This window comes from Paenibacillus xerothermodurans, assembly GCF_002220865.2.
Lineage (GTDB): Bacteria > Bacillota > Bacilli > Paenibacillales > NBRC-103111 > Paenibacillus_S > Paenibacillus_S xerothermodurans.
Genome location: NZ_NHRJ02000008.1, coordinates 41,162 through 64,140 on the forward strand (window position 1 = coordinate 41,162; position 22,979 = coordinate 64,140).

A 22,979-nucleotide genomic window follows, 5' to 3' on the forward strand; every position below is an offset into this window, starting at 1 on the left:
TCGTGCTACCCACCATGCAGGGGCGTGCCGCCCAGGGTAAGCTTTTCCTCCACCGGTACATCGTCATAAATCTTGATGTTGAGCACCAAGCCTATGGCAATCATGTTGATCATTAGTGAAGTGCCGCCGTAGCTGATAAAAGGGAGGGTGATACCGGTGATCGGCATAATACCGATGAGCATCCCGACGTTTTCAAAAATTTGATACAGGAACATGGCAGCTGTACCGAGTATGATATATATTCCGGACTTGGTGGTGAGGTTGAGTGCAATCACCATCATCCGGTAGATCAAGAGGAAATACAGCATGAGCAGCACGGATGCACCGAGGAATCCAAACTCTTCCCCGACAACGACAAAAATCGAGTCAGAATAAGTGTAAGGCACATGGCCCCTTTGCACGGATGTACCTTGCAGGTAGCCGTCTCCTTTCAACGAGCCCGAACCTATGGCTATTACCGATTGACTCATGTGATAGGTCGCTTTTGCAGAAGCCTGATCCGGCAGAAGCACGGCATCTATCCGGTCGAGCCAGTACTCCTTGTTTTTGGATGCCATGTACTGCTTTACTTCCTCGTGATAGGTAATGTAGCCGTACAGCGACGTTCCGCCCACTAAGACAATTACCAACAGACCGGCCAAGGCATGGCTGTAGCGGATATGTCCTATCCAGCAAACTGCGAGGAAAATGGCGACATATCCGATAGCGTTTCCGAGATCCGGCTGCATCAGGACCAGCACGAACGGGACCAGGGTTATTACGCCCATCGGGAGAACTTCCTTCAACAAACTGAGCGTTTCGACATCTCTTTTAGTTAAAAAGTAGGCAAGAAAAAGGATCAATAAAAGCTTGCACAGCTCTGCAGGCTGAAAGCTCAGCCCGCCTGGCAGGGTGAACCAGCCCTGAGCATTGTTAAGCGTGGTGCCCTTGAAATAGAGAAAGACCAGCAGTGCCACACCAATCAAATAATATAAAGGCGCGAACCGCAGCAGCAGTTTATAATTAATAAACATCATGGCGAATATAACGGCGAACCCCAACCCATAGAAATACATCATCTTGTTATGCGATCCGACAAACTCAGGGTCCTTCCATGTCGCGCTGTAGATGCAGAAAATACTTATCACCATAAAGATGAGCAGCAGAAACAAAATCATTCCGTCGAGCCTATTCAGTATTCTTTTTATAAGGACTCCCATCAGCGCCTCCAAAAATACCCCAGGATTTTACATAGCCTATATTTACCATGACAGACAATTTCCAGTCAATCAAAAAGTTATATATTATACCACCATGATAATTTTTGTCAAACATCCGTGTTGGGCAAAGATTGGGCTGAGAAAGGCAGCGTTTACAGATAACTGCCCGCAGACAAAAAAAAGCGGAACTTGCTAAAAGCACAAGCCCCGCCTTGGATGAATGCCCGAGTAAGCCTTCATCAACTTCAGTTAGTGTGAAGAAGTGTTACACCTTTTCAAAAGGACGCACTTGCTTCGCCCCGTCGATCGCCTCATGGGTAGCCTCACCTGCACGGCTCGCAGTCCGCTGAACGCCCGCTTCAGCCTGATCTGTCGCCTGGTGGGCCGCTTCCGCGATGGAACTCGCTGCTGTGCGCGTGGCCTCTACTGCGGTGTCTGTCACTTGATGAGCTTTGTTCATCATCTGAGAGCTTTGCTCGCTCACCGTGTTGACTGTATCGGCTGTTTTTGTCTTGGCCAGCTCGACCCATTCCTGACTTTTGGTTTGGATCGTCTGCAGCGTGCCTTTCAGGTCTTCTCTTAATTCGCGACCCGTTTTAGGTGCAAGCAGAAGGGCGATTAGCGCTCCCGCTGCGCCGCCTACGATTGTTCCCATCAACAAGTTGTTGCTGCTTTTTTCTGCGGTTGCCATGGTCAATCACTCCTTTTATAAAATTTGTATGGTGTTAAGATGTTCCACGATTTAATGTTTTGGAGAGTAAGGTTAGAAGCAGTACGAATAACGCAGCTCCTAAAATCGCCGGCAAGACAGCAAACCCTCCGATAACAGGGCCCCAGGCACCTAGAAGCAACGATCCTAACCATGCTCCCACAAAACCTGCTATCATCGAACCGATAATGCCGCCGGGCATTCCTCCCGGCGCTATCGCCGAACCGATAGCTCCGATCACGATTGCCATAATAATAGTTATGAGTAAGCTGATCATCCATCTCACGCTCCCTTCGTTTGGCGATGCCTTTCATGCTCCTTATTACCCTGTTGAAAATGCCGCGAAACAAATCACCATGGCATGCCGGGCACAAAAAAAACGAGACCGGCGGGCGGTTCGTTTTTTTGTGATTAGACGGCGGTTACGCTATGGTGTCGCAGCACTGCCGCCGGCTGCGGGTCGGCTTAACCCGCCAATATGCTGGTCATAGGACTGAAAGATCTTGGCTGCAATTGGGGCCGCTCCCTGTGCACCGAATTTCCCTTCCGGTACGACAACAGAAACGGCTAGCACCGGATTGTCCACCGGCGCAAACGCGATGAACACTGCGTTGTCGACAGAACCCCCGGCCACCCATTGCGTGGATGTGCCGGTTTTGCGGGCAACGGGAAACGGCAGCTCGTCGATGCCTCTGGCACCGCTCTTCATACCGCGTATCACCACATCCCAGTGATGCTTCGGATAGTTCACTTCGTTAAGCACTTGCGGCTCGAATCCGCGAACCAGCTCGCCGTTAGCGGTGGTTACCTTGTCTACGAATTGCGGCTTCATCCGTTTGCCACGGCTGGCCAATGTGGCGGCGAATTGTGCGATCTGCAGCGTGGTCGCCCGTTCGTTCTGTCCCCATGACGCATACACCATGGCCGACTGCCAGCTGCTCGTTTTCGCGTTCGCGAAAAACTCGTTCGAGCCTGCCGATTCTCCCGGCAGATCGCTGCCGGTCTTCACGCCCAGCCCGAATTGCGCGAGATGCTCTGCCCATACGTCGAGTACCTTGGATTTCTCCCCGCCATACTTGCTCCACAGCGGTATGCCGATCATGGCGGACATAAACGTGTTGGACGACTTTTGTATCGCTGTCGTTGGATTCAGTACCCCGTACACAGCTTTGTCGGAGTTGCTAATCGTCGCGCCTGCGCCCCGGCCAAAAGTGAAAGAACCAGTGTCGTTGTAAGTAGAGTTCGGCGAAAGTACACCCTCTGATAGTCCGATTAACACGGATAAGGGCTTTATTGTAGATCCCATGTATACGATCGAGGAGGGATGGCGCTTTATTTCATCCATAGGATAAGGCGGATACGCCGTTGTGATAGTTCCGTTGGGGACATACGGAGCAACCTGATTATATTCCGATGTGGTGCTAAATCCGCCGTTCCACCGGTTAGTGTCATAATCCGGCATGCTCGCCATTGCCACAACCTTGCCTGTCTGGACCTCCATAGCTACCGCGTAACCGGACCTTGCGTTCGGAGCGTATGCGACAGGGCCGGCGGCACTGCGGTTGCGCAGAAACGCCAGGTGGTCCATGATGGCTTGCTCCGTCTCAAGCTGCACGTCTTTGTGTAAAGTCAAATGCAGATTGTGGCCTTTTTCCGGCGGGGTGATGGTGGCAGGCCCGATGATCTTCTGGGCGGCGTTGACGGGATACGACTTATAGCCGGTTTTCCCGCGGAGTTCCTCCTGGTACAGCCGTTCCAAACCGTCAAAGCCAACGTCTTCGATGTCGAGATACTCATCTTTTTTCGCCCGGTAGAACTCAAGCCCTGTGTCGGCATTGCGTGCCGCACTGAACTTCTTCATATAACCCACCAGTTGGGATGCAATCGTTTGCTGATCGTACACCCGGATGCTGTCTTCAAACACCTCGACGCCCTTCAGCTCATCACGGTGTTCGAGAAAGTAAGCGATTTCTTCTTTCGTCAGGTCGGTCTTGATTCTGCGGGGGATGTAGTAGTAGCTCGGCTCCTTCGTGTCCTGCTGGTTGACGTCGAAACCGACGTCCATCCGTTTTACGATTTCCTCTGCAGTCAGCTGCTCCGCATCCGGACGGCCATACTCTTTAAAATTTTGTGCCAGCCTGTGCGCCAAGCCAATGATCAGATCTTTATCGAGCTTACCGCCTTCCACACGGTAGTACAACGAATGCATAGACCGCGATTGGGCGATCGCATGGCCTGTCTGGTCGTAGATGCTCCCCCTGATCGGGGCAATCGGACTCTTGCTGTTGTCGATATCCATCGACTCCATTGTCAGCTGAGGACCTTGCACAAACTGCAGTATAGCTAAACGCACGACTAGTATGGTGAAAAGTGTGAAGGTTGCAAAAAAGAATACATTGAGCCGAATGGAAAAGTGCTTGCGTTTTCTTGCCTGAATTTCTTCGTCCCGTTCTTCCGTATACCGAAAAATGCTGTTTTTCACCCGTGATCTCCCCCGACATTAACTGGCTTTCAGTACCGCCCACAGTATAACGACCCACAGCACGACACCTGCGAGCAGCCCTAGCAGTACACTTACCGTAATCCGACGCCAATCCCTGCGCTTGCGCATACGTTTCCTCCCGGAATCCTGCCGCAAACGACCGGACCATTACAACCAATTTTATCAAATTTATCCAATACTGTATCTCTCAGTTTACCATGGGTTCATACCATTGGAAATTATTTTCGCTGAGCGTTTTGTTAATTCCATTGAGGGGTGGGAAAATCGACAGGGGAAATTGCCAGGGCATGATTATAGTTTATGCCGCCTAGCCGTCACGGAATTAATTACAAAGAAGCTGACAATCAGCACCAAAATTGCGCACGCGTACAGCAGTGTATCCACAGGGCTATCGTGGTCCACTATAATCAAGCGCAGCATGGCGGTCATTCCTATGTATAGAAAATAGCGAAGCGGGAAATGGTAGCCTTCTTGAAAGTATTTGACAATCATTACGATGAACTCAAAATACAGAAAGAAAATCAGGATTCTCTCAAGCAGCTCGTAGTGGTGATCGATACCCTGATACAAAAGAGCGGAGGCCATGAAATAGACGAGCTCCTTGGCGAGTAAAATGCAGAGAGTGAGAGCGAGCAAAATCAACGCTGTATTTAAAGCGGTCTGTAGGATCGCCGCAATGTTGAGCCTTCTGTTTTGTTGTGCCACCGATAGTCCTCCGTTCCAACTGATGGATACATCCGCCAATGCGGCGTTTCAGCGCGGCCCGTTCGTGCTGAGGTCTGCTCAGCGGTGCTTACCTGCGCTGCACGCCTTTCGTATCTCGAGTGGTGAGCCGCCGTTTGCCAAACTGTCACAAACTCTCCGGCATTGGGTCAGCATATCCGCTGAGCTTCGACAGAGTTATCGCAGTGTAGTCGCCCTGTGCGCCCGCGCTGATCCGGATCGGGGTATTGAACAGGGTGTTACGGTATCTGAACGTTCCTATCGTAACGTATTGGTCCGGCATGATGATCTGCCCATTGAAGACGACGGCTTTTTGTTCAGGATCGTACAGCTCGAAGCGGATGTACTCCTCGCCGTGGTCGGCGGACATGGACCGCTCCCATTTCAGCCGTGCTTCCTGCCTGATTTCGTCTATTGCAGGCGCTGCAGCCGTAGTTGTCCCCACGGCTAATGTGGCAAATACCGACACCAAGAACTGAGCCCATATGGCAAGACGTACGGTCAAACGCACATTAGAACACTTAACAAAATGCATAGAAAAACCTCCCAACTACAGTGTGCCCGAACGTGAGGCCGCACATTCCCACGTGGTGGCCAGTTGCAGCGACCCGGCGTGGATGGCAGTGACAGATGAACGCGCAGAATTTGCATGCCGAATGTGATTGCTGTACGCTAAAATACAGGAAGTCTTAAAATCTTGGCTTTTACAAGTAGGAGTGTGATGGACTGCAATGGCGAATGTGTTGATCGTAAATTTTCCCGCAGCAGGACATGTCAACCCGACACTTGGTATGGTGAAGGCATTCACCGAGCGTGGGGATCAAGTCCACTATATTACGACTGACAAGTTTAAGGAGCGGATCGAAGGCGTGGGAGCCACGGTGCATCTGCAGCCGGATTTGTTGAGCTCAGCAGCGATCAAGCCGGATGCTCCGGAAGGCCTGAGCGCGCTTTTAAACATTTTTATTCAAACATCAATAGACACGTTGTCTGTGGTGCAAAAGTTAGCTGAGAGCTATAAGTTTGATTTTGTTTTCTATGATACGTTTGGTGCGGGGGAATTAGTGCGCGATTACCTGGAGGTGCCTGGGATCGTGTCATCGGCGTCATTCCTGATACCGCCAGACATGTTAACAATGCTGCCCCTGCACCCTGATTCCGGCGTTGAAATTGCATTGAACGAGCAGGCAAGCGCGGGATTGCGGCAGACGAAAGAGCAGTTCGGTGTCACGCCGAAAAATATCGCACAGTTTATGCATAACACCGGTGAGTTGACCGTGGTGTACACAAGCCGCTATTTTCAACCGCAAAGCGAAAAGTTCGATGACAGCCATCTTTTCATCGGGCCAAGCTTCCCGGATCGCAAAGATGCGCAAGGTTTCCCATTGGCAGAGCTTCATAATCAAAAAGTGATTTACATCTCCATGGGAACCGTTCTGGGGGATGTCGAAGATTTTTTCAATACGTGCGTGGACGCCTTCGCCCATTTCGATGGCAAAGTCGTTATCGCCGCCGGCGACCGTGCGGATTTTACTAAAATCAAGACGGCCCCGAGCAACTTCATTATTTCCCACTACGTGCCGCAGTTGGAAGTGCTCGATAAGACAGATGTATTCATCACACACGGCGGGATGAACAGTGTAAATGAGGCGATTCATTTCAATGTCCCGTTGGTGGTGATTCCGCACGATAAAGATCAGCCGATGGTCGCGCAACGGCTAGTTGAGTTGAACGCAGCCTATCGACTGGACAAAAGCAGCGTTAACGCGCAAGCGCTGCGAACCGCGGTAGACAAGGTTCTTTCGGATCAGACCTATCGCAAAGGCATTGAACAAATTAACCACAGCTTCCAGGAATGCATCGGTCCGCGGCGCGCCGTGGAAGAAATCAATGAATTTTTGGAAAAAAAGCGAATGCGCTGAACAGTGAGCAAGAGAGCCCCTTTACTCCGTAACATTAAAGGCGGAGGAAGCCCACTATAACCAATAGTAATAAGCAATTGAATACAATGTTAGACATTATATTAAAGGATGAGTCATGCTAAGGGTTATCCCCCTGTGTGTGGTGCTCATCCTCTTTTGTTTTATGAACAAGTGAGGCGAAAGAGTTTATTGAGAGTGAGAATTTCTTCAACGTTAGGCCAACAGACGAACATAATATCGTCAGGATCGAGGAGCAGCACCTACGGCAGCTTTTTTGCATTCAGAGCTTGTAAATCCATTGCATGCCTCGCTAATAAGCGAGAAGGAATTCTTGTCTTGGACTCTCAGCCACGTATAAAAAAAGTTAAGTGAATCATAATCCTCACAGAGCCGATAAAATTTGAAATTCATTTTTAAACAGACAGGGAACATAATAAAATATAAGGAATATAATCAATGTAAGGAGAAATCGTTATTCCTTTACATATTGAAAATTCTAGGGTAAAATTAGGAGGTAAGGAAATGAAACATGAACATGATTCCTCTTCCAGACAACATAACCTAACCCAAAAAGGAAAGGAACAAAAACCTATGAACGCAACCATTGAACGGGTTGAAGCGACAACTAAAATCACAAGTAAAGGACAAATTACGTTCCCAGCTAGACTCATGAAAGAATTGGGACTCAAAGAAGGTGATCAACTGCGTTTTATTTTGACCGAAGATGGTCTTTCTGTTGTACCGATCCGGCTAATGACGGCTGATGAATTATTCGGTATATTTGACCGACCAGAGGATGAAGGCAACTTTGTCCTGGATCTCGATGCTGCTCGTAAAGGTCGCACCGAGGAGATTTTGAGTAAATATGGAGCCACTACTACGGAGGAGATTGAATTTGGAGAAGAAGACAGAGATTTGGATTGACACTAATATTATTATTTACACATTGCGCACCAATGCACAGTTTTCGGTACAGGCCCGTCAGCTGGTGAAGGATGCAGCGGCGGGCGATTTTACCCTGCGGGTCTCGCCCATTATGATACATGAATGTGTGTTTGTCTTACAGGGGCGACAGTTTGGAGTGAACAAGACAGAGATCAAAGATGCACTGATTTCCTTGATTAATCTGAAAGGCATTGATTGTGAAGAGAAAACGGTTGTGGAAGAAGCATTAATAAACTTCACCGGTAAGGGCATCGATTTTGGAGATGCCTACCTTGCAGCTCATGCGCGGGCAGTAACGCCAGCTCATGTAATTACTTACAATGTAAAAGACTTCCTAGCTCTTGGGGTCACTGTGGAAACGCCCGAACAATTTCGGACTAATGCGAGTAACAAAGAAAATGACGGAGAAGCATAACTTACTCTCTCCTTTATAAATGGGCAGCCATCCGGCTGTCCATTTTCAGCAATTGTTGCCTCACTCATGCCTGCGCTGGTCGATGATATATGATAATATAGGCTTAAATCGAAACCAGTTGTTGGGAAGTGCAAAAAGATTATGACCCATATTCGAAGGACATTAGACCGCGAGAAAATAAACAATGTGATCGATGACACTATCGTATCCGGCACTAATAAGCTGCCGCTCTTGCTTTTTGAAACAAAGCTTTTGGGGGGCGTGCATCATGGAGCTGGCTTATGCCGCGAGTATTGGCCAAAGACCAAAAGCCGGAACGGCAGTTTGTGAAGTTTCGGGAGTTGGGGATTGACGAGCAGTACATCTTTATTGATAAGCAAAGCGGGTAACCGGCCGAGGTATCAAGCTATGCGGCTGATGCTTCGCGAAGGTGATCTTGTTATCTGGATGCGCTGGACCGGCTGGGCCGCGATTATGATGGCATCATTGCGGAGTGGAAATATATTATGCGGGAGCTGCAAGCTGATATCGTTGTGCTGGAACGCTGTTTGCCAGCCGGAAGTTCCGTATATACCTCCAATTTCCGATAGTTGCTTGTTAGCTTCACTTTTTTCTTCGATAAGTTTTTGTTTGTTTCATGTTTTAGACATTTTTGTATTCTCGCCACAAGGTAAGCTTTTTGTTAGGTAAAAATAATGTCTAAGTTGGAGTAGTCACTTTATGAAAACAATGGTATCTTGAGAATTGGTCTATGGCTCTACCCTGAACAAGGGTCTGAAGCGTTTCCGGTGCTTCTTTTTCGCTGTTCAAGCGTTCTCTTTTTCAAAATCTGCAATTCTACCTGGTAGTAAAGATAACCTACGGTACATGGTAATGCTCGTGTACGCGGAATCAATCCAAATCTAATATTGAGCTGGTACTGTTTCATCTAAACACAACATTACGTTGAACCTTTTCAGTGAGAAAAGTTCATTTTTATTATCATTGCAAGTAACGTGACAACCATCCCACTCCAAGTGTGTATGATATAAAACACTTTTAGGAGAATAACATACCACTATCTGGAAAAGTGGGTGGCTAGATTGGACATAGATGTGCTATCGGGACGATTTAGGATTTTTGCGGAAAGGGAATGCAAAAACTCAAGCAGTCTTTATGAACATCTTGCAGGAAACATTGCAAATGACCAGGACTTGCTTAAAATGGCTGCACATTCGAAACCAGGACACACCTGTACCTAACCTCTTACTTGGGGCGGTTCACTACTTGCTTTTAAGTGGGAGAGAACATGAGTTGGCCTCGTACTACCCCAGCATTGTAGACGAACCGAAGGAATCTTCAGAAGCTATACATTGTTTCAAGGATTTTTTGTAAGCAGAACGAATATGGGATCGTCTTCAGCTGTTAGAAAACAAACTTGTCCAAACTAATGAAGTCCGACGATATGCATATTTGTACCCCAGCTTCTGTCTGATTTTTAAAATAATAAAGAAACCGTTAACTCTTATAGAAATAGGAACAAGCGCAGGCCTCCAACTCTTGGGGTAGAGAACGGGAAGTGTTTCATCTCTATAACAATATGTGGGACCTAGACCTTCATCTTGATTACTTCGTTAGCGGCAATGCCTACAGTAAAACGCTCGCAGAAACAGACGGACACGGCCGTTGGTTTAAGTGGAAATTATGATTCGTCATCATTCAACTAAGGGGCAGATTTGAATTTCCAGCTCAGTCATTAAACATTAAAGAGGTGTTCTAATGCTGAAGAAGGGTTTAATAATTTTTATCGTTTTATTTTGCTTAGTTGGATGCAATAGTGGAAACAAAAATAACTTTATTACTGACTTTAAGGCTAAGACTAATGAAGGTGCGAATTTGTGGACTTCGGTCAATTACGATATTGTAAGAGATACACAACTGATAAATGAGATTGACAAAGCGTCCCGACAATTGGAAACGCCGATTATCATTCGGGTTTTTGTTGAAACAATAAATAAAGGTAACCAAAGTGCCGAATCAATTGGGATGAAACTCAACGAGCCTATGCCAATGTTACAAAAAAATTCGAGCAGTTTTAGCGGGGTTACTGACGGTTCATTGGATAAAGATGAAATATTTGAATATTACTTCACTTATACCTTTGCTAACGAAAAAGCCCTTGAATCATTCATTAAACAGGCATCGGTGAGTGTGAGTTGGACTGAAAATCAAGTCAGCAATGAAATAAGAATCAACTTACCTAGTAAGCCGCTTGAGTGACAAAATCATTATGGAATTGGCGCTGAGCTAGAGGGTAACGGTAGTTCAACTATCGACATTTGGTTTACTGTAGAAAAATGTTGTTGTACATAACGAAAAGAAATGGATAGAGTTCAGAGCTTATCTGCAACCTCTATCCATTCTTTTTCCACCAATAAAATGTCTCAATATTTGTACTCAAGGACTTGGTTTTATTGGTTGAATTTCTTCCTCCATTTTTAATAAAAGCATACGTAGGAGGTCTTTTGCTTGTGCGATGATCAATTAAATTAGCTCCGGTTACGTCCGACAGAACGCAGAACCAAGCTTGCGATGGCGATCAAGACGACCGCACCGATTAATGCCGGTATGATAAAGAAATCTCCGACTTCCGGCCCCCAGTCGCCTAGCAGCAGACCGCCAAGCCATGCGCCGATGAAACCTGCGATGATGTTGCCAATTACGCCTCCAGGGATATCCTTACCGAGAATCATGCCTGCCAACCAACCGATAATACCGCCGATAATTAGCGACCACAGGAAACTCATTTTTGTTTTCCCTCCTTTGATTCGAAGTGATTATTTTTAACCGTTCAGTGTGGGAATGAAACTCCGCTCCGGGCAGGGCAGCTTCTCCTAGCCAGACCAACACCACGGAACCCGGGGCGGGACGGCCGTCTGAGTCGGCGTGAATTATCTCATGATATTACAGCGCGTGGGGAATGATATGTGTAAGTTTTCGAATGAGATGGAGGAAATAATAATGCATACGATATGGAAGGGCGCGATCAGTTTCGGTTTGGTCAACATACCGGTCAGAATGTACGCGGCCACGGAGGACAAGGGCATATCAATGCGCATGGTGCACAATGTGTGCGGTGGCCCCATCACTTATGCGCGCACATGCAAAAACTGCGAGGTACCTGTGCAAAATGATGCGATCGTCCGCGGTTACGAATTTCAGCCCGGCAGATACGTGACATTCGAGAAGGAGGAGCTCGACCGGCTAGGTGGTGAGCGGTCCAGGGCGATCGAGATTCAAGACTTTGTCGATTTGAGTGAAATTGATCCGGTTTACTTTCAAAAAACCTACTATCTCGGCCCTGGTGACACTGGTGCGAATGCATACAACTTGCTGTATCATGCGCTGAAAAACACAGGAAAAATCGGCATCGCGAACATAACACTGCGCAATAAGAGCAGTCTTGCGGCCATTCGGCTGGTGGACAATTGTATCGCTATGGAAACGATCTTTTTCCCGGACGAAATTCGGCCCGCAAGTGCGGTGCCCAATCTCGTGGAGAACGCGGAGGTTAGCGACAAAGAGCTGAATATGGCTGAAATGCTGATCGGACAGCTGTCCACCGACTTTGAACCGAAAAAATACGAAGACGTCTACCGGCAGAGAGTAAAAGATGCGATTGACGCGAAAGTGGCTGGAGAAGAGATTACGGTACAGCCGGATGCACCGACGACGAACGTCATTGATCTTATGGCTGCATTACAAGCGAGCCTCGATCAAGTTACGGATAAGCCCGCTCCGAAAAAGAAAACAGGTAAGGGTAAAAAGCGGACTGAAACAGCCTCCGGTTAAAATTCTGGCTGGAACTGACTTCACAACCATCACTTAACACTTCTATTGCATGCCGGTTCATTGTTACAATGGCACATAGAGGTGTTGTTCGCATATGTTTTTTAAGCCAATGTTATCGGAAAGCTATGATGAGCCTTTCGATGACGACGAGTACATTTTTGAGCCGAAATTAGACGGCTGTCGCTTGCTCTTTTCACAAACAAATAAAATTACTGCTCTATACGACAGGTTTCAGCATAATGTCACGCGGTTGTTTCCTGAGCTGTATCACATAGGCGTCGACGATGATATCGTCCTGGACGGTGTGGCGGCGAATGTAAACAGAAGCACCGGGCTGATTGATTCAGCCGGCATCACACGGCGACTCGGCATGCGCAAACGATCTGACATTAACACCGACAGCGTACATAATCCATGCCAGTATATCGTGTTTGACATATTGCATTACAAGGGTAGGGACCTGCGCGGTCTGCCGCTCAGTAAACGCAGGGAGATTCTCCGGCAGCTGGTTTTCGGCAACCCGAATATGGGATTCATGCCCTACATCGCAGATAAAGGCAGCCGGCTGTTCGAGGAAATTCGGCGGCGCAGCATATGCGGAATGATAGCCAAGCGAAAAGACAGTCTTTATGTCGGAGAACGCTGCGACGAATGGTTAAACATCCGGCACCGGCAGCACGGCGACTTTTATATCACCGGTTATCGCACGGATAACTTCGGTATTAACGTGGCAGCGGTGGAGCAGGGCGAAGGCCTGCGGTCGCTGGGCACGGTGACGGCCGGGCTGACGCTAATCGACAGGATGACCTTGCTCGCGGTAGCCAAACAGCTGGCTGTGACAGAACATGACAACATCGTATCATTGCGGCCGGCTGTGAAAGCCCGCGTCGAATTTGACAGTTACACCAGAAAAGGTCACTTAAGCGAACCGCGTTTTGTTAAATTCATTGTTTAGTGCCACCTGTTTTGATCACTAAGAACCCGGCCCGGCGGCCGGGTTTTTTACTTTGGCGGCATGGGTGTTGGTGTATCTCATTGAACAGGTTGAAGTTTCATACTTTTCCCAATATAATAGGCTTAGTAAACCGGATTCACCAAATAAAGGGGGTGAACAACCAAATTGGCAGCAAAGAATAGTACCCAAAGTTCGTATGGCAACGTTGCTCACGCTTTAGACATTTTGCTGGCTTTTAAACACAAAGGTGAATTCAGTTTGTTGGAATTATCCGAGTTTTTAGGTATTAGCAAAAGCTACCTGCTCAAACTCCTCGACGGCTTGAAAGAAAAGCGATTTATCACTCAGCATGCGGAGACAGGCAATTACCAATTGGGCCTGTCGTGTCTTGAACTAGGCAATGCGTTCGAACAGCAGCTGGATATTCGGAAAGTGGCCCACCCGTCATTGGTGGAGTTGTCCAAGCTGACGAATGAACTTGTACATTTTGGCGTATTGGACGGAAACGTCGTAGTGCTGCTGGACCGCGTGGTGGCGAACGATTCAATCTTGCGTTTGCAATTTCATTTATCGTTGACTTCACCTCCGTATTCCACAGCGCTCGGCAAAGTGCTATTGGCCTTCACGAATGAAGCTAAAGTGGAGCAATATCTTGCCACGACCACACTTGAACCGTACACGTCGCACACGACCGTCGATCCGGACATATTTCGGCTGGAGTTGGCGCAAATTCGGAACAAGGGATACTATTTATCTTATGAAACTTTTGAAAGCGGAATCTCCTGTATATCGGCGCCCGTTTTTGGCAAAAACGGAGCCATTGCAGCGGCCATCAGCATTTGCGCACCTACTATCCGGGTGGTGTCGAAAGAGCAGGAGCTGTTGAAATATCTGCTCGCAGCCACTGCCGAAGTATCGGAAAAGCTAGGATATGATCGCCAGTGGAAGGGTCAAAAGGCGATTCATTGAACTGCGGAATGGACAAAAAAGAGGGCACCCTTTCGTAACAATGGCAAGCGACCAAACTCCCATTAGAAAAGATGCATCCTCCGTAGTTAGTTTACCACAACCACAACCCACGAGAAATACACTAGCCTTCATTGAGAAAATGCAGTAACTGAGCAGCGTCGTCTCATTATTGTAAGCGCTTAACCACGCCGTCGACTACCCGCAGTAGAAGGAGGGGTACTATGTCTCAAGTGGCAGGGAATCCAGTACCGCACGAAGCTTCGCACACACTGGCGCACGAGCTTTCCAAGAAAAAAACAAACAGAGCATTATTGGCAAGCATGATCGGCAGCTCGATTGAATGGTTTGATTTCTTTTTGTATGGCTCGTTGGCGGCGCTGGTGTTTAACAAATTGTTTTTTCTGAGCAATGATCCCGTGGTGAGTTTACTGCTTTCTTACTTGTCGTTCGGGCTGTCGTTTTTCATTCGTCCGTTGGGCGGAATTATTTTCAGCCATATCGGCGACAAGATAGGCAGAAAGAAAACGTTGATATTAACACTGCTGTTAATGGGCGGTGCTACGTTTTTGATCGGTGTATTGCCGGATTACCACGCTATCGGCGTGTGGGCGCCTATACTTCTGATCATGCTGCGCCTGTGCCAAGGTCTTGGCATCGGCGGGGAATGGGGCGGCTCGGTACTACTGGCAGTTGAATATGCCAATAAAAGCAATCGGGGGTTCTTCGGAAGTATTCCTCAGCTAGGGGTCCCCGTAGGTATGCTGCTCGGCACCGTGTGCATTTCCCTGTTAAGCGGCATGCCGGACGATCAGTTTCTGTCCTGGGGATGGCGGATACCGTTTCTGTTAAGTGCGGTGCTGATCTTCATCGGGCTATGGATTCGCAAAGGCATAGATGAAACACCGGCGTTTCAAGAAGCCAAAAAGAGCGGCAATATAGCGAGAGTCCCGTTGTTCCAGACTCTGCGCTACCACTGGAAGGCTGTTTTGATCACGGCGGGCGCCAAGTTTGCAGAAACCGGACCTTATTATATTTTCGCCACTTTTGTAATCGCCTACGCGACGGGTTACCTGGGCTATGAGACATCTACTGTACTGAATGCCGTGGCAATCGCGAATCTGGTGACGATCATCATGATCCCCTGCATGGGCAAGCTGTCCGATAAAGTAGGCCGCAAGCCTTTATACATAGGCGGCACAGTAGCGATGATCCTGTTCGCTTTTCCATATTTCTATCTGTTGTCCCTGCAATCTGCATTTTGGCTGACCGTGGCCACTGTGATTGCTATAGGCATTATCTGGGCTCCTCTGGAGGCCGTGATGGGTACGATGTTCTCGGAGGTTTTCAGCACGAATATACGTTACACAGGCATATCCGTCGGCAACCAGTTGGGCGCTGCCGTGTTCGGCGGCACCGCGCCAATGATTGCACTCGCGCTGCTTCATGCTTTCAATGATTCGTGGGTGCCGGTTGCAATATACATTATCGTAGCGGGTGTTATCTCGCTGATCTCGCTTGCCGCGATAAAGGAACACAGAAATGCAGAAATATAACTAAACTTCAGCTCAGCTTGGGGAGGCGAATGTTGTGTCATCAATTTTTTTGCCGGTAAGAATTGAGTTCGGGATGGATAGCAGTTTGCGCGTAGGTAGTGAATTTAGTTCACTAAATTGTACGAAGGTTATGATTGTGTCTGATAAAGGTGTGATTGACTCCGGATTGCTGGACAGAATGACGAAAAGCTTAGCTGAGTCGGCTATACAGGTTATCCTGTTCGATGGGGTGCGGCCGGACCCAGACATCGCGTGTGTGGAAAAAGCAAGGGATTTGTATGTATCGCAGGCATGCGATGGGATTTTGGCGGTAGGGGGCGGCAGTTCCATTGACACCGCGAAGGCGGCCGGGATGCTCGTTACTAATCCGGGGCCGATTGCCGGACTGGTGGGCATGAACAAGCTGACCAATCCGCTGCCACCTCTGATTGCAATACCGACGACATGCGGCACTGGCTCGGAAGTGACGAACGTCACGGTGGTTACAGATGAGAGGCATTTCAAAGCGCCGATTGTATCGTCATACCTGATTCCGAAGATAGCTATGTTGGATCCCGGTCTGCTTCTCAGTTTGCCGCCGAACATGGTCGCTGCCACAGGGATGGATGCTTTGACTCATGCTGTGGAGGCCCTGACCAACAACGTTGAAAATTGGTACGCGGATGCAAGCGCTTTGGAGGCGATTCGCCTCATCAGCCAAGCCTTGCGACCGGCCACAGCGAACGGCAATGCGGCAGAGCTTGGCCGTATGCTGTATGCCAGCACACTGGCGGGTGTCGCCTTCACCTTGGCGCGATTGGGCCTGGTGCACGCAATGTCCCATCCTGTCAGCGGTTTAGCCCGTGTGCCTCACGGTGTCGCCAACGCTGTCCTGTTGCCATACGTGATGGCCTTCAATGTAGTGGGCAACCCACGCGGCTACGCCCAGGTGACGCGCGCACTCGGGGTGGCCGAGCGTGAAAATGAAGTCGCAACCGCCGTGGCCGGAGTGAAGGAGGTTGTGAAATTAAATCATCAGCTCGGAATTCCAAAATCGTTCAAAGCATTGGGAGTGGACGAGGAACTCATTCCGCTTATGATCGAGGATACGTTTAAAAGCGGCAATGTAGCCATCAATCCGAGGCGTACGACAAAAAGTGACGTGGAAAAAATCTACAAAGCCGCATTCACTGGGGAAAGTCCGCTCACGTTTGTCGAGTAAGTAAATTTTTCAAACCGGGAGGTACCCGATATGATGGAACACACTACTATTACCACTGCGAGAGTTAAGTCGAAGTCAGCGCTAAAACACAGTCTTATTGATTGCGATTTTCACCAGACATTAAAAAGCTTTGACGATCTGAAACCTTATATGCCACGAGTCTGGTGGCCCCGTTTGAGTGCGCCTGAAGCCACATTGCCGATCACGATATTCAAGCCGATTCCACTGTCACGCAGGGATGCCTCGCCCGGAGACGGACTTCCCGCAGGCTCCGACCCGCAATATGCGATTACCGATGCGCTGGACCGGTACAATATAAGCCGGGCGATTCTGACCGGCAGTTTGCTGACCGTGTCCGCTCATAACAACCCGGACTACGCAGCGGCCGTGGCCTCGGCCTTCAACGACTATACACTGGACACATGGTTGCCGACGGACGACCGTTGGCTGGCATCCATTCTTGTGGCTAATCAGGATCCGATAACGGCTGCACGCGAGATTGACCGGCTCGGTTCCCATCCAAGGGTGGTTCAAGTCATTATGGCCGTCTCTTCACGAGAACCTTATGGACAGCGGAGATTTTATCCCATTTACGAGGCGGCGGTGCGCAATAATTTGGTTGTCGCGTTGCACGGTGGCGGCGAAGGCGACGGTATCAATCCGCCGATCTCGGCAGTGGGTATGCCGACGACCAATTTCGAGCGACACAATATCTTGGCGATCCATCATATGTCGCAGTTGAACAGCATCGTGTGCGAAGGCGTATTCGAAACATTTCCGACGCTGAAAATAGCTTTTATTGAAGGCGGATTGGCTTGGGTTCCACATTTGATGTGGCGGATGGACAAGAATTTCAGAGGCATGAGAGGCGAGGTCCCGTGGCTTCGGATGAAACCGAGCGAGTATATTATCGAGCACTGTCGTTTCACGACCCAACCTATAGAGGAGCCGGACAACGAGGAACTGATTCAGATGCTCCGTATGATGCGGGTTGAAAAAACGGTGATGTTCGCAACGGATTATCCACATTGGGACAATGACAGTCCGACATTTGTGCTGAATAAGCTTCCGGAGGACATGCGCCGACGCGTGGCGTGCGAGAACGCCGCTGAGTTGTACGGATTGCATGTGGATGAGCTGACACAGGGCGATGGCGGCACAAACTGCAAAGGCAGTGCTTGTACTGACCGTGATCGCATACATCTCACAGGCAGTGATGGTATAAATCTCACAAGCACTGAGCTCACGGACCGTGATCGCATGAATCTCACAGGCAGTGATGATATAAACCATACAGGCAGTGAACGATCAGTGGGGAAAGCAGGTGATGCGCGGTGACAAAACATGAGGCGGCGGCAGTCGGAGAAATTGAAGCCGGTAAGTGCAAAATCGTCACGATCGATGGGCGCAGCATCGGTATTTACTATGATGGCCGGGACTATTTTGCTATTCGCAATGTTTGCCCGCATGAGCAGGCTGAGCTGTGCAAGGGCACCTTTTCCGGCACAACTCTGGCCTCCCAGCCGCATGAATACATCTACGGCATGGACGGTGAGATTTTGGTCTGCCCGTGGCATGGTTGGGAATTCGATGTTAAGACCGGCAAGTCGCTTGTCGATCCGGAGCGTTACAGGGTTAAGGTGTATGAGGTAACCGTGGAGGATGATAGAGTTTGGGTGCACATGTGAGTGTGTGAAGAGAGACGGGTAGCCGTGCCAGAAGTATAGAGCTTTGATGCACGTGTGGTTAAATAAGCGAGAGAAACAGATGGTCAAGCACGGATGGAGCCTCCAGAAGGATTGGATTTGTTCCCTGCGGTTAAAATTGCATTATGCCATGATCAGGGCTTAATAGGAAGCGTAACTCGGCTAGATTTCGCAGCTGGTTCCGGCCAGACTACAGCTGCGAAGATTTTTTGAAGCGATAGGGGCTTACACCGACGTGCTTCTTGAACAGCTGGCAGAAGTATGGAAAACTGCTCAATCCTATGGCCTGGCCTATCGCTTGCACCGTCAGATCACTAGTTTTCAATAGCCAACAGGCTTGGCGGATGCGCCGGGCCGTCAAATACTCTGTGATGTTAGTGCCGACGGATTGTTTAAACACAGCAGACACATGGTTGGGCGACAGATGGACTGCTTTTGCCAGGCGATCCAGTTCGAACTCCTCTGTATAATGCTCCTCTATCCACTCCATCACCAGCTCTGCTGTCGTTGATTTGCGCGAAGCGGCGGCGGACATCGCCATCACATCAGCGCCACCGTGAAATTTGACGAATTGCAGCAGCGCGATAAGAAACAGCACCTGCTCCTCCAGGAGACTATCCTGCGGCGCGCGACGCAGACGATCCCGATAATCATCCAACAATCGTCCCACCGCCTGTTCGGGCAATCCAGTGAATACCTGCGGAACCGCGTCACCCTTCCATATCTGCTGAAAAAAGGACTGCAGAGCGGCGAACGGCTTGAGAAACTCGTCCAGCACCGAAGGCTCGAAAATAAACAGCGAGCGGATATAAGTCGCGCCGGAGCCGACCTTCATCTGAATCCGGTGCAGCTGAAACGGACGGAAAACGACCAAACTGCCTGGTGACAGGGCAACAATTTGTTGGTTAACAACGGCATGCCCTTCCCCGGTCTCGACATACAGCAGTTCCATGCCTTGGTGTGCGTGATATACTTCGACAAATTCGTGGGTGCGGTCTTTGCTGAAAGAAAGCTGTACCGGATGCTGGTTGAGATTCATGTAATTTAACATTTTCATAGGGTTATACACAGGGATACACCTCGCACGAGCGAACCGTATTATAGCAACATTTTATCATAAGTGCACGAAACAATAACGGTTTCATTTTTGTTAATCTGAACTGGAATAAGGCACTATCGATGAAATCGCACCGGCAACAGCAAATCAAGGGATCACCCGGGATGTGGCGAGAAACATCAAAGCAAGGAACACGTTGGACGTCTGGGAACGTCAAACCGAGTTTGACCCAGCGCGTGCAAGAGGGATCATACATAGCAAAATGGAGCGTGAATCGTTGTGATAAAGCAAAGGTTGACACAAGGTTGGGAGCATCACCGGGGGAGTCTCGGAGGTGCGTGGGAGGTTTGGCGGCAGGATAAGCTGCAAAACCACTACAATGTGCCTTGGCATGGGGTAGAGCTGCCTCACTCATACAACGCACTCGATGTACTGGATCCGGACGGTAAATATTATCAGGGACAAGGCTGGTACCGCACCAGACTGAACGTGAATAACCCATATCCGGGAGGACGCACGCTGCTGCATTTCGAAGGGGCCGGCCAACGCTCGGACGTGTATGTGTATACGGAAAAAGTGGGATCTCATCTCGGCGGCTACGATGAGTTTACGGTGGATATAACGGATGCGGCAGAGTCGGCGCGCGCGATCGAGCGATACAACGGACTCACGCCGGTGGCGGTCGGCTGCGACAACAGCAGGGACTTGGAGACGATCCCGTCAGATGCGAGCGATTTCAACTTGTATGGCGGGTTGTACCGGTATGTGAATTTGGTATATGTTCCTGCGGTGTCGCTGCGAACTGTGCATGTTCAGTCGGATCTGGCCGAGGATCATGGGACATGCCGAATTGCAGTGCGGGCGGAGCTTTACAATCCTAAGCAGCTGCATGATGAGCTGCAGATGACCGTGCGGCTGAGCGATGGTAATGGCCAGGAAGTGGCAGTGTTCGACATGCAAGCCGCACCTTGGGAAGGGATGCAGCAGCTTGCCGAGCATGAGCTTGCCCAGCCGGAGCTATGGAGCCCCGACCGACCATACTTATACCGCTGCACAGTGGAAGTGCGAAGCAGGGCGGCGGGACAAGAGAGCTTCACCGCGTTGACGGAAGCGTTTGGGGTGCGGCGGTTTGAGTTTGTGAAGCATGGCCCATTCATGCTGAACGGGGAACGTCTTCTGCTGCGTGGAACGCATAGGCATGAGGATCACGCCGGCGTGGGTCCGGCGATGACCGAGGATATGATCCGGACGGAAATGCAGCTGATTAAGGACATGGGCGCAAATTTCATTCGCCTCGGCCATTACCAGCAATCGAGGATCGTGCTCGATCTGTGTGATCAGCTGGGTCTGCTCGTATGGGAAGAAATCCCTTGGTGCCGGGGAGGTCTCGGCGGGGAATCTTACCGGCAGCAGTGCCGCGATATGCTTACCGCGATGATCGAGCAGCATTATAACCATCCGTCCATTATTTTATGGGGACTGGGGAACGAGAACGACTGGGAATGCGACTTCGATTACTTCGATCAGGAAGAAATCCGAGCTTTTATGAAAGAACTGCATGAGCTTTCTCACCGTCTGGACCCAAGTCGACTGACGGCTATACGCCGGTGCGAGTTTTGCAAGGATATTATCGACGTGTACTCGCCGTCTATCTGGGCTGGCTGGTACCGCGGGATTTACACCGACTACGAGGAAAGCAGCCGCCAAGCGATGGAAAATGTCGACCGCTTCTTCCACATGGAGTGGGGGGCGGATAATTTGGCCACACGCCATGTGGAGAAGACGTTCACGGGCTTCGAGTTTCTCACGAGCAGCGGCGGCAGCACCGACGAGCGGGACGGAGATTATCTGCTGACCGGGGGAGAACCGCGGGTATCCCGTGACGGTGATTGGTCGGAGACTTATTTTTGCGAAATGATCGACTGGTATTTGAAATCGCAGGAAAAGATGGATTGGCTCACAGGGGCGGCACAGTGGGCGTTTAAGGATTTTGCGACACCGGTACGGCCGGATTCACCGATACCTTATCTGAACATGAAGGGCATCATTGAGCGCGACTTCACGAAAAAAGAAGCATATTACGTCTACCAATCCTATTGGACGGAGAAGCCGATGGTACGCATCTACGGCCATACTATGCCTGTTCGTTGGGGGCGCGACGGTGAACGAAAAAGCATGAAGGTGTACTCCAACTGCACGGAGGCGGAGTTGTTTTTGAACGGCGTCAGTCTCGGCGTGAAGCGGCGGGATTCGCAGGATTTCCCTGCGGCAGGACTGCGTTGGGAGACGGTATTAAAGTGTGGCACGAATCAACTGCGGGTGGTTGCGAGCAAAAATGGGGTGACCGTAAGTGATGAACTGTCGTTCGAATACCAGACGGAACGTTGGGGAGAGCCGGCGGAAATTAAGCTGAGCGCGAAAACGCAGGCCGACGGCACGATTCTGGTGGAGGCGCTCGCGTCTGATGCGAATGGTGTGCTGTGTGCAGACGCGGCGAATTTTGTCCGCTTCGGCCTGACCGGCGACGGCAAGCTCATCGACCGCCAAGGCACGGTGCGCGGGTCCAGCTTGATCCAGCTCACCAACGGGCGGGCGCGTATTGTCGTGGATCCCGCGGGAGGATCGGCGGCATCCGTGCCGTTAAGCGGCTTTGTGTCGGCGAGCGGCCCGGCCTCCGGCGCCAAGCCTGCAGCAGCTGCAGGTGCGGCCGTGGTCGGAGCGCAGGCGAGTGGTGCAGCTGCGGGCGTAAGCGCGGGTGCAGGAGCGGCATTGGCGGCAGCTGGCAGTGCAGCAGGGGGAGCAGGTGTAGGCGGCGGGGCGCGGGCAAGTGGTGCAGTCGCGGGCGCAAGCGCGAGCGCAGATGCGACATTGGCCGCAGCTAGTGTCGCAGGCACAGGCGCAGCTGCTGGAGCAGGAGCGGCCATGACTGCAGCTGGCAGTGCAGCAGGAGGAGCAGATGTAGGCGGCGGGGCACCGGCGTCTGCGGCGGGTGCAGCGGCATCCGCACGAGCGAAGACCGCCGCAGCCGGGCACACCGGGCAAGGCGGCACCGGGCAGGAGACCGCTGTCAACGTGACCCTAGGCCGGCGGAGGCTTGTGTCGGTAGTAAGTGTGGCGAGCTCGGGACTGCCTACCGCATTCATCACTGTCTAAGCGGAACAGACAGCTTTTACGACCTACGTTCACATCAGGTGCAGATGTCATTCGCAGTCGGATATCGAGCTATGGGATGACTGCGGTATGCGCTTACATTAAGCCCAGAGCCAGATCAAGCGGTTTTTAATCCAAAAG

21 protein-coding genes and 2 pseudogenes are annotated in these 22,979 nt (G+C 50.2%); 15 read left to right on the forward strand and 8 right to left on the reverse strand.

Going from position 1 to position 22,979, the window contains the following annotated elements:
• Positions 1-5: 5 nt before the first annotated feature.
• From CBW46_RS13930 to CBW46_RS13955, 6 genes are all read right to left on the reverse strand, one after another.
• The gene (locus CBW46_RS13930; RefSeq protein WP_089200615.1) at positions 6-1,199 is read right to left on the reverse strand and encodes an FtsW/RodA/SpoVE family cell cycle protein; all 1,194 of its coding nucleotides are present in this window, start codon (positions 1,197-1,199) and stop codon (positions 6-8) included.
• 265 nt (positions 1,200-1,464) lie between these two features.
• Positions 1,465-1,890 (reverse strand): YtxH domain-containing protein, encoded by a 426-nt coding sequence (locus tag CBW46_RS13935; protein ID WP_089200616.1) that lies wholly within the window; start codon positions 1,888-1,890, stop codon positions 1,465-1,467.
• A gap of 34 nt (positions 1,891-1,924) precedes the next feature.
• The gene (locus CBW46_RS13940; protein ID WP_089200617.1) at positions 1,925-2,185 is read right to left on the reverse strand and encodes a GlsB/YeaQ/YmgE family stress response membrane protein; all 261 of its coding nucleotides are present in this window, start codon (positions 2,183-2,185) and stop codon (positions 1,925-1,927) included.
• Between the two features lie 150 nt (positions 2,186-2,335).
• Positions 2,336-4,390, reverse strand: coding sequence for a peptidoglycan D,D-transpeptidase FtsI family protein (locus tag CBW46_RS13945; protein WP_089200618.1), 2,055 nt, complete (start codon positions 4,388-4,390; stop codon positions 2,336-2,338).
• Positions 4,391-4,702: 312 nt separating this feature from the next.
• Positions 4,703-5,116 (reverse strand): phosphate-starvation-inducible protein PsiE, encoded by a 414-nt coding sequence (gene psiE, locus CBW46_RS13950; RefSeq protein WP_089200619.1) that lies wholly within the window; start codon positions 5,114-5,116, stop codon positions 4,703-4,705.
• Positions 5,117-5,261: 145 nt separating this feature from the next.
• On the reverse strand, positions 5,262-5,669 hold the full coding sequence (locus CBW46_RS13955; protein WP_089200620.1) for a hypothetical protein: 408 nt from the start codon (positions 5,667-5,669) through the stop codon (positions 5,262-5,264).
• Positions 5,670-5,865: 196 nt separating this feature from the next.
• Between CBW46_RS13955 and CBW46_RS13960 the strand changes: the two genes are divergently transcribed.
• From CBW46_RS13960 to CBW46_RS13985, 7 genes and pseudogenes are all read left to right on the forward strand, one after another.
• Positions 5,866-7,056, forward strand: a complete 1,191-nt coding sequence (locus tag CBW46_RS13960; RefSeq protein ID WP_089200621.1) for a macrolide family glycosyltransferase — start codon at positions 5,866-5,868, stop codon at positions 7,054-7,056.
• Positions 7,057-7,578: 522 nt separating this feature from the next.
• Entirely contained in the window at positions 7,579-7,980 is a 402-nt protein-coding gene (locus tag CBW46_RS13965) for an AbrB/MazE/SpoVT family DNA-binding domain-containing protein (protein ID WP_089200622.1), read from the forward strand.
• Positions 7,952-8,416: a PIN domain-containing protein gene (locus CBW46_RS13970; protein WP_165842313.1), complete on the forward strand. Its 465-nt coding sequence runs from the start codon at positions 7,952-7,954 to the stop codon at positions 8,414-8,416. The genes CBW46_RS13965 and CBW46_RS13970 overlap by 29 nt, the downstream gene beginning before the upstream one ends.
• A gap of 281 nt (positions 8,417-8,697) precedes the next feature.
• A pseudogene (locus CBW46_RS22330) lies at positions 8,698-8,958 on the forward strand (recombinase family protein); the annotation flags it as partial.
• Positions 8,959-9,598: 640 nt separating this feature from the next.
• A pseudogene (locus tag CBW46_RS21860) lies at positions 9,599-9,964 on the forward strand (DUF2332 family protein).
• 31 nt (positions 9,965-9,995) lie between these two features.
• Complete coding sequence (locus CBW46_RS21865) at positions 9,996-10,103, forward strand: DUF2332 domain-containing protein (protein WP_243633320.1); 108 nt, start codon at positions 9,996-9,998, stop codon at positions 10,101-10,103.
• Between the two features lie 71 nt (positions 10,104-10,174).
• A complete protein-coding gene (locus CBW46_RS13985; protein WP_089200624.1) occupies positions 10,175-10,675 on the forward strand; it encodes a hypothetical protein in 501 nt (166 codons plus the stop codon).
• A gap of 269 nt (positions 10,676-10,944) precedes the next feature.
• Here CBW46_RS13985 and CBW46_RS13990 read toward each other — a convergent pair whose 3' ends face one another.
• Entirely contained in the window at positions 10,945-11,202 is a 258-nt protein-coding gene (locus CBW46_RS13990) for a GlsB/YeaQ/YmgE family stress response membrane protein (RefSeq protein ID WP_089200625.1), read from the reverse strand.
• A 214-nt stretch (positions 11,203-11,416) separates the two neighbouring features.
• Between CBW46_RS13990 and ku the strand changes: the two genes are divergently transcribed.
• From ku to CBW46_RS14025, 7 genes are all read left to right on the forward strand, one after another.
• Positions 11,417-12,247: a non-homologous end joining protein Ku gene (gene ku, locus CBW46_RS13995; protein WP_089200626.1), complete on the forward strand. Its 831-nt coding sequence runs from the start codon at positions 11,417-11,419 to the stop codon at positions 12,245-12,247.
• A gap of 94 nt (positions 12,248-12,341) precedes the next feature.
• Positions 12,342-13,202, forward strand: a complete 861-nt coding sequence (locus CBW46_RS14000; RefSeq protein WP_089200627.1) for an ATP-dependent DNA ligase — start codon at positions 12,342-12,344, stop codon at positions 13,200-13,202.
• A gap of 165 nt (positions 13,203-13,367) precedes the next feature.
• Positions 13,368-14,171 (forward strand): IclR family transcriptional regulator, encoded by an 804-nt coding sequence (locus CBW46_RS14005; RefSeq protein WP_089200628.1) that lies wholly within the window; start codon positions 13,368-13,370, stop codon positions 14,169-14,171.
• Positions 14,172-14,491: 320 nt separating this feature from the next.
• Positions 14,492-15,724: an MFS transporter gene (locus tag CBW46_RS14010; RefSeq protein WP_243633321.1), complete on the forward strand. Its 1,233-nt coding sequence runs from the start codon at positions 14,492-14,494 to the stop codon at positions 15,722-15,724.
• A 34-nt stretch (positions 15,725-15,758) separates the two neighbouring features.
• Entirely contained in the window at positions 15,759-16,925 is a 1,167-nt protein-coding gene (locus CBW46_RS14015) for an iron-containing alcohol dehydrogenase (protein WP_089200630.1), read from the forward strand.
• A gap of 30 nt (positions 16,926-16,955) precedes the next feature.
• Complete coding sequence (locus CBW46_RS14020) at positions 16,956-18,263, forward strand: amidohydrolase family protein (protein ID WP_089200631.1); 1,308 nt, start codon at positions 16,956-16,958, stop codon at positions 18,261-18,263.
• Positions 18,260-18,613: a Rieske (2Fe-2S) protein gene (locus tag CBW46_RS14025; RefSeq protein ID WP_089200632.1), complete on the forward strand. Its 354-nt coding sequence runs from the start codon at positions 18,260-18,262 to the stop codon at positions 18,611-18,613. The genes CBW46_RS14020 and CBW46_RS14025 overlap by 4 nt, the downstream gene beginning before the upstream one ends.
• 208 nt (positions 18,614-18,821) lie before the next feature.
• Here the strand turns inward: CBW46_RS14025 and CBW46_RS14030 are convergent, their stop codons facing one another.
• Positions 18,822-19,700 (reverse strand): AraC family transcriptional regulator, encoded by an 879-nt coding sequence (locus CBW46_RS14030; protein ID WP_243633315.1) that lies wholly within the window; start codon positions 19,698-19,700, stop codon positions 18,822-18,824.
• A 267-nt stretch (positions 19,701-19,967) separates the two neighbouring features.
• Between CBW46_RS14030 and CBW46_RS14035 the strand changes: the two genes are divergently transcribed.
• A complete protein-coding gene (locus tag CBW46_RS14035; protein ID WP_089200634.1) occupies positions 19,968-22,841 on the forward strand; it encodes a glycoside hydrolase family 2 protein in 2,874 nt (957 codons plus the stop codon).
• Positions 22,842-22,979: the final 138 nt, after the last annotated feature.

Bases quoted from the DNA above. Each gene is read 5' to 3' on its own strand.
- CBW46_RS13930 (WP_089200615.1), bottom strand. From the start codon at position 1,199: ATGGGAGTCCTTATAAAAAGAATACTGAATAGGCTCGACGGAATGATT.
- CBW46_RS13935 (WP_089200616.1), bottom strand. From the start codon at position 1,890: ATGGCAACCGCAGAAAAAAGCAGCAACAACTTGTTGATGGGAACAATC.
- CBW46_RS13940 (WP_089200617.1), bottom strand. From the start codon at position 2,185: ATGATCAGCTTACTCATAACTATTATTATGGCAATCGTGATCGGAGCT.
- CBW46_RS13955 (WP_089200620.1), bottom strand. From the start codon at position 5,669: ATGCATTTTGTTAAGTGTTCTAATGTGCGTTTGACCGTACGTCTTGCC.
- CBW46_RS13960 (WP_089200621.1), top strand. From the start codon at position 5,866: ATGGCGAATGTGTTGATCGTAAATTTTCCCGCAGCAGGACATGTCAAC.
- CBW46_RS13965 (WP_089200622.1), top strand. From the start codon at position 7,579: ATGAAACATGAACATGATTCCTCTTCCAGACAACATAACCTAACCCAA.
- CBW46_RS21865 (WP_243633320.1), top strand. From the start codon at position 9,996: ATGTGGGACCTAGACCTTCATCTTGATTACTTCGTTAGCGGCAATGCC.
- CBW46_RS13985 (WP_089200624.1), top strand. From the start codon at position 10,175: ATGCTGAAGAAGGGTTTAATAATTTTTATCGTTTTATTTTGCTTAGTT.
- CBW46_RS13990 (WP_089200625.1), bottom strand. From the start codon at position 11,202: ATGAGTTTCCTGTGGTCGCTAATTATCGGCGGTATTATCGGTTGGTTG.
- ku (WP_089200626.1), top strand. From the start codon at position 11,417: ATGCATACGATATGGAAGGGCGCGATCAGTTTCGGTTTGGTCAACATA.
- CBW46_RS14000 (WP_089200627.1), top strand. From the start codon at position 12,342: ATGTTTTTTAAGCCAATGTTATCGGAAAGCTATGATGAGCCTTTCGAT.
- CBW46_RS14010 (WP_243633321.1), top strand. From the start codon at position 14,492: ATGATCGGCAGCTCGATTGAATGGTTTGATTTCTTTTTGTATGGCTCG.
- CBW46_RS14020 (WP_089200631.1), top strand. From the start codon at position 16,956: ATGATGGAACACACTACTATTACCACTGCGAGAGTTAAGTCGAAGTCA.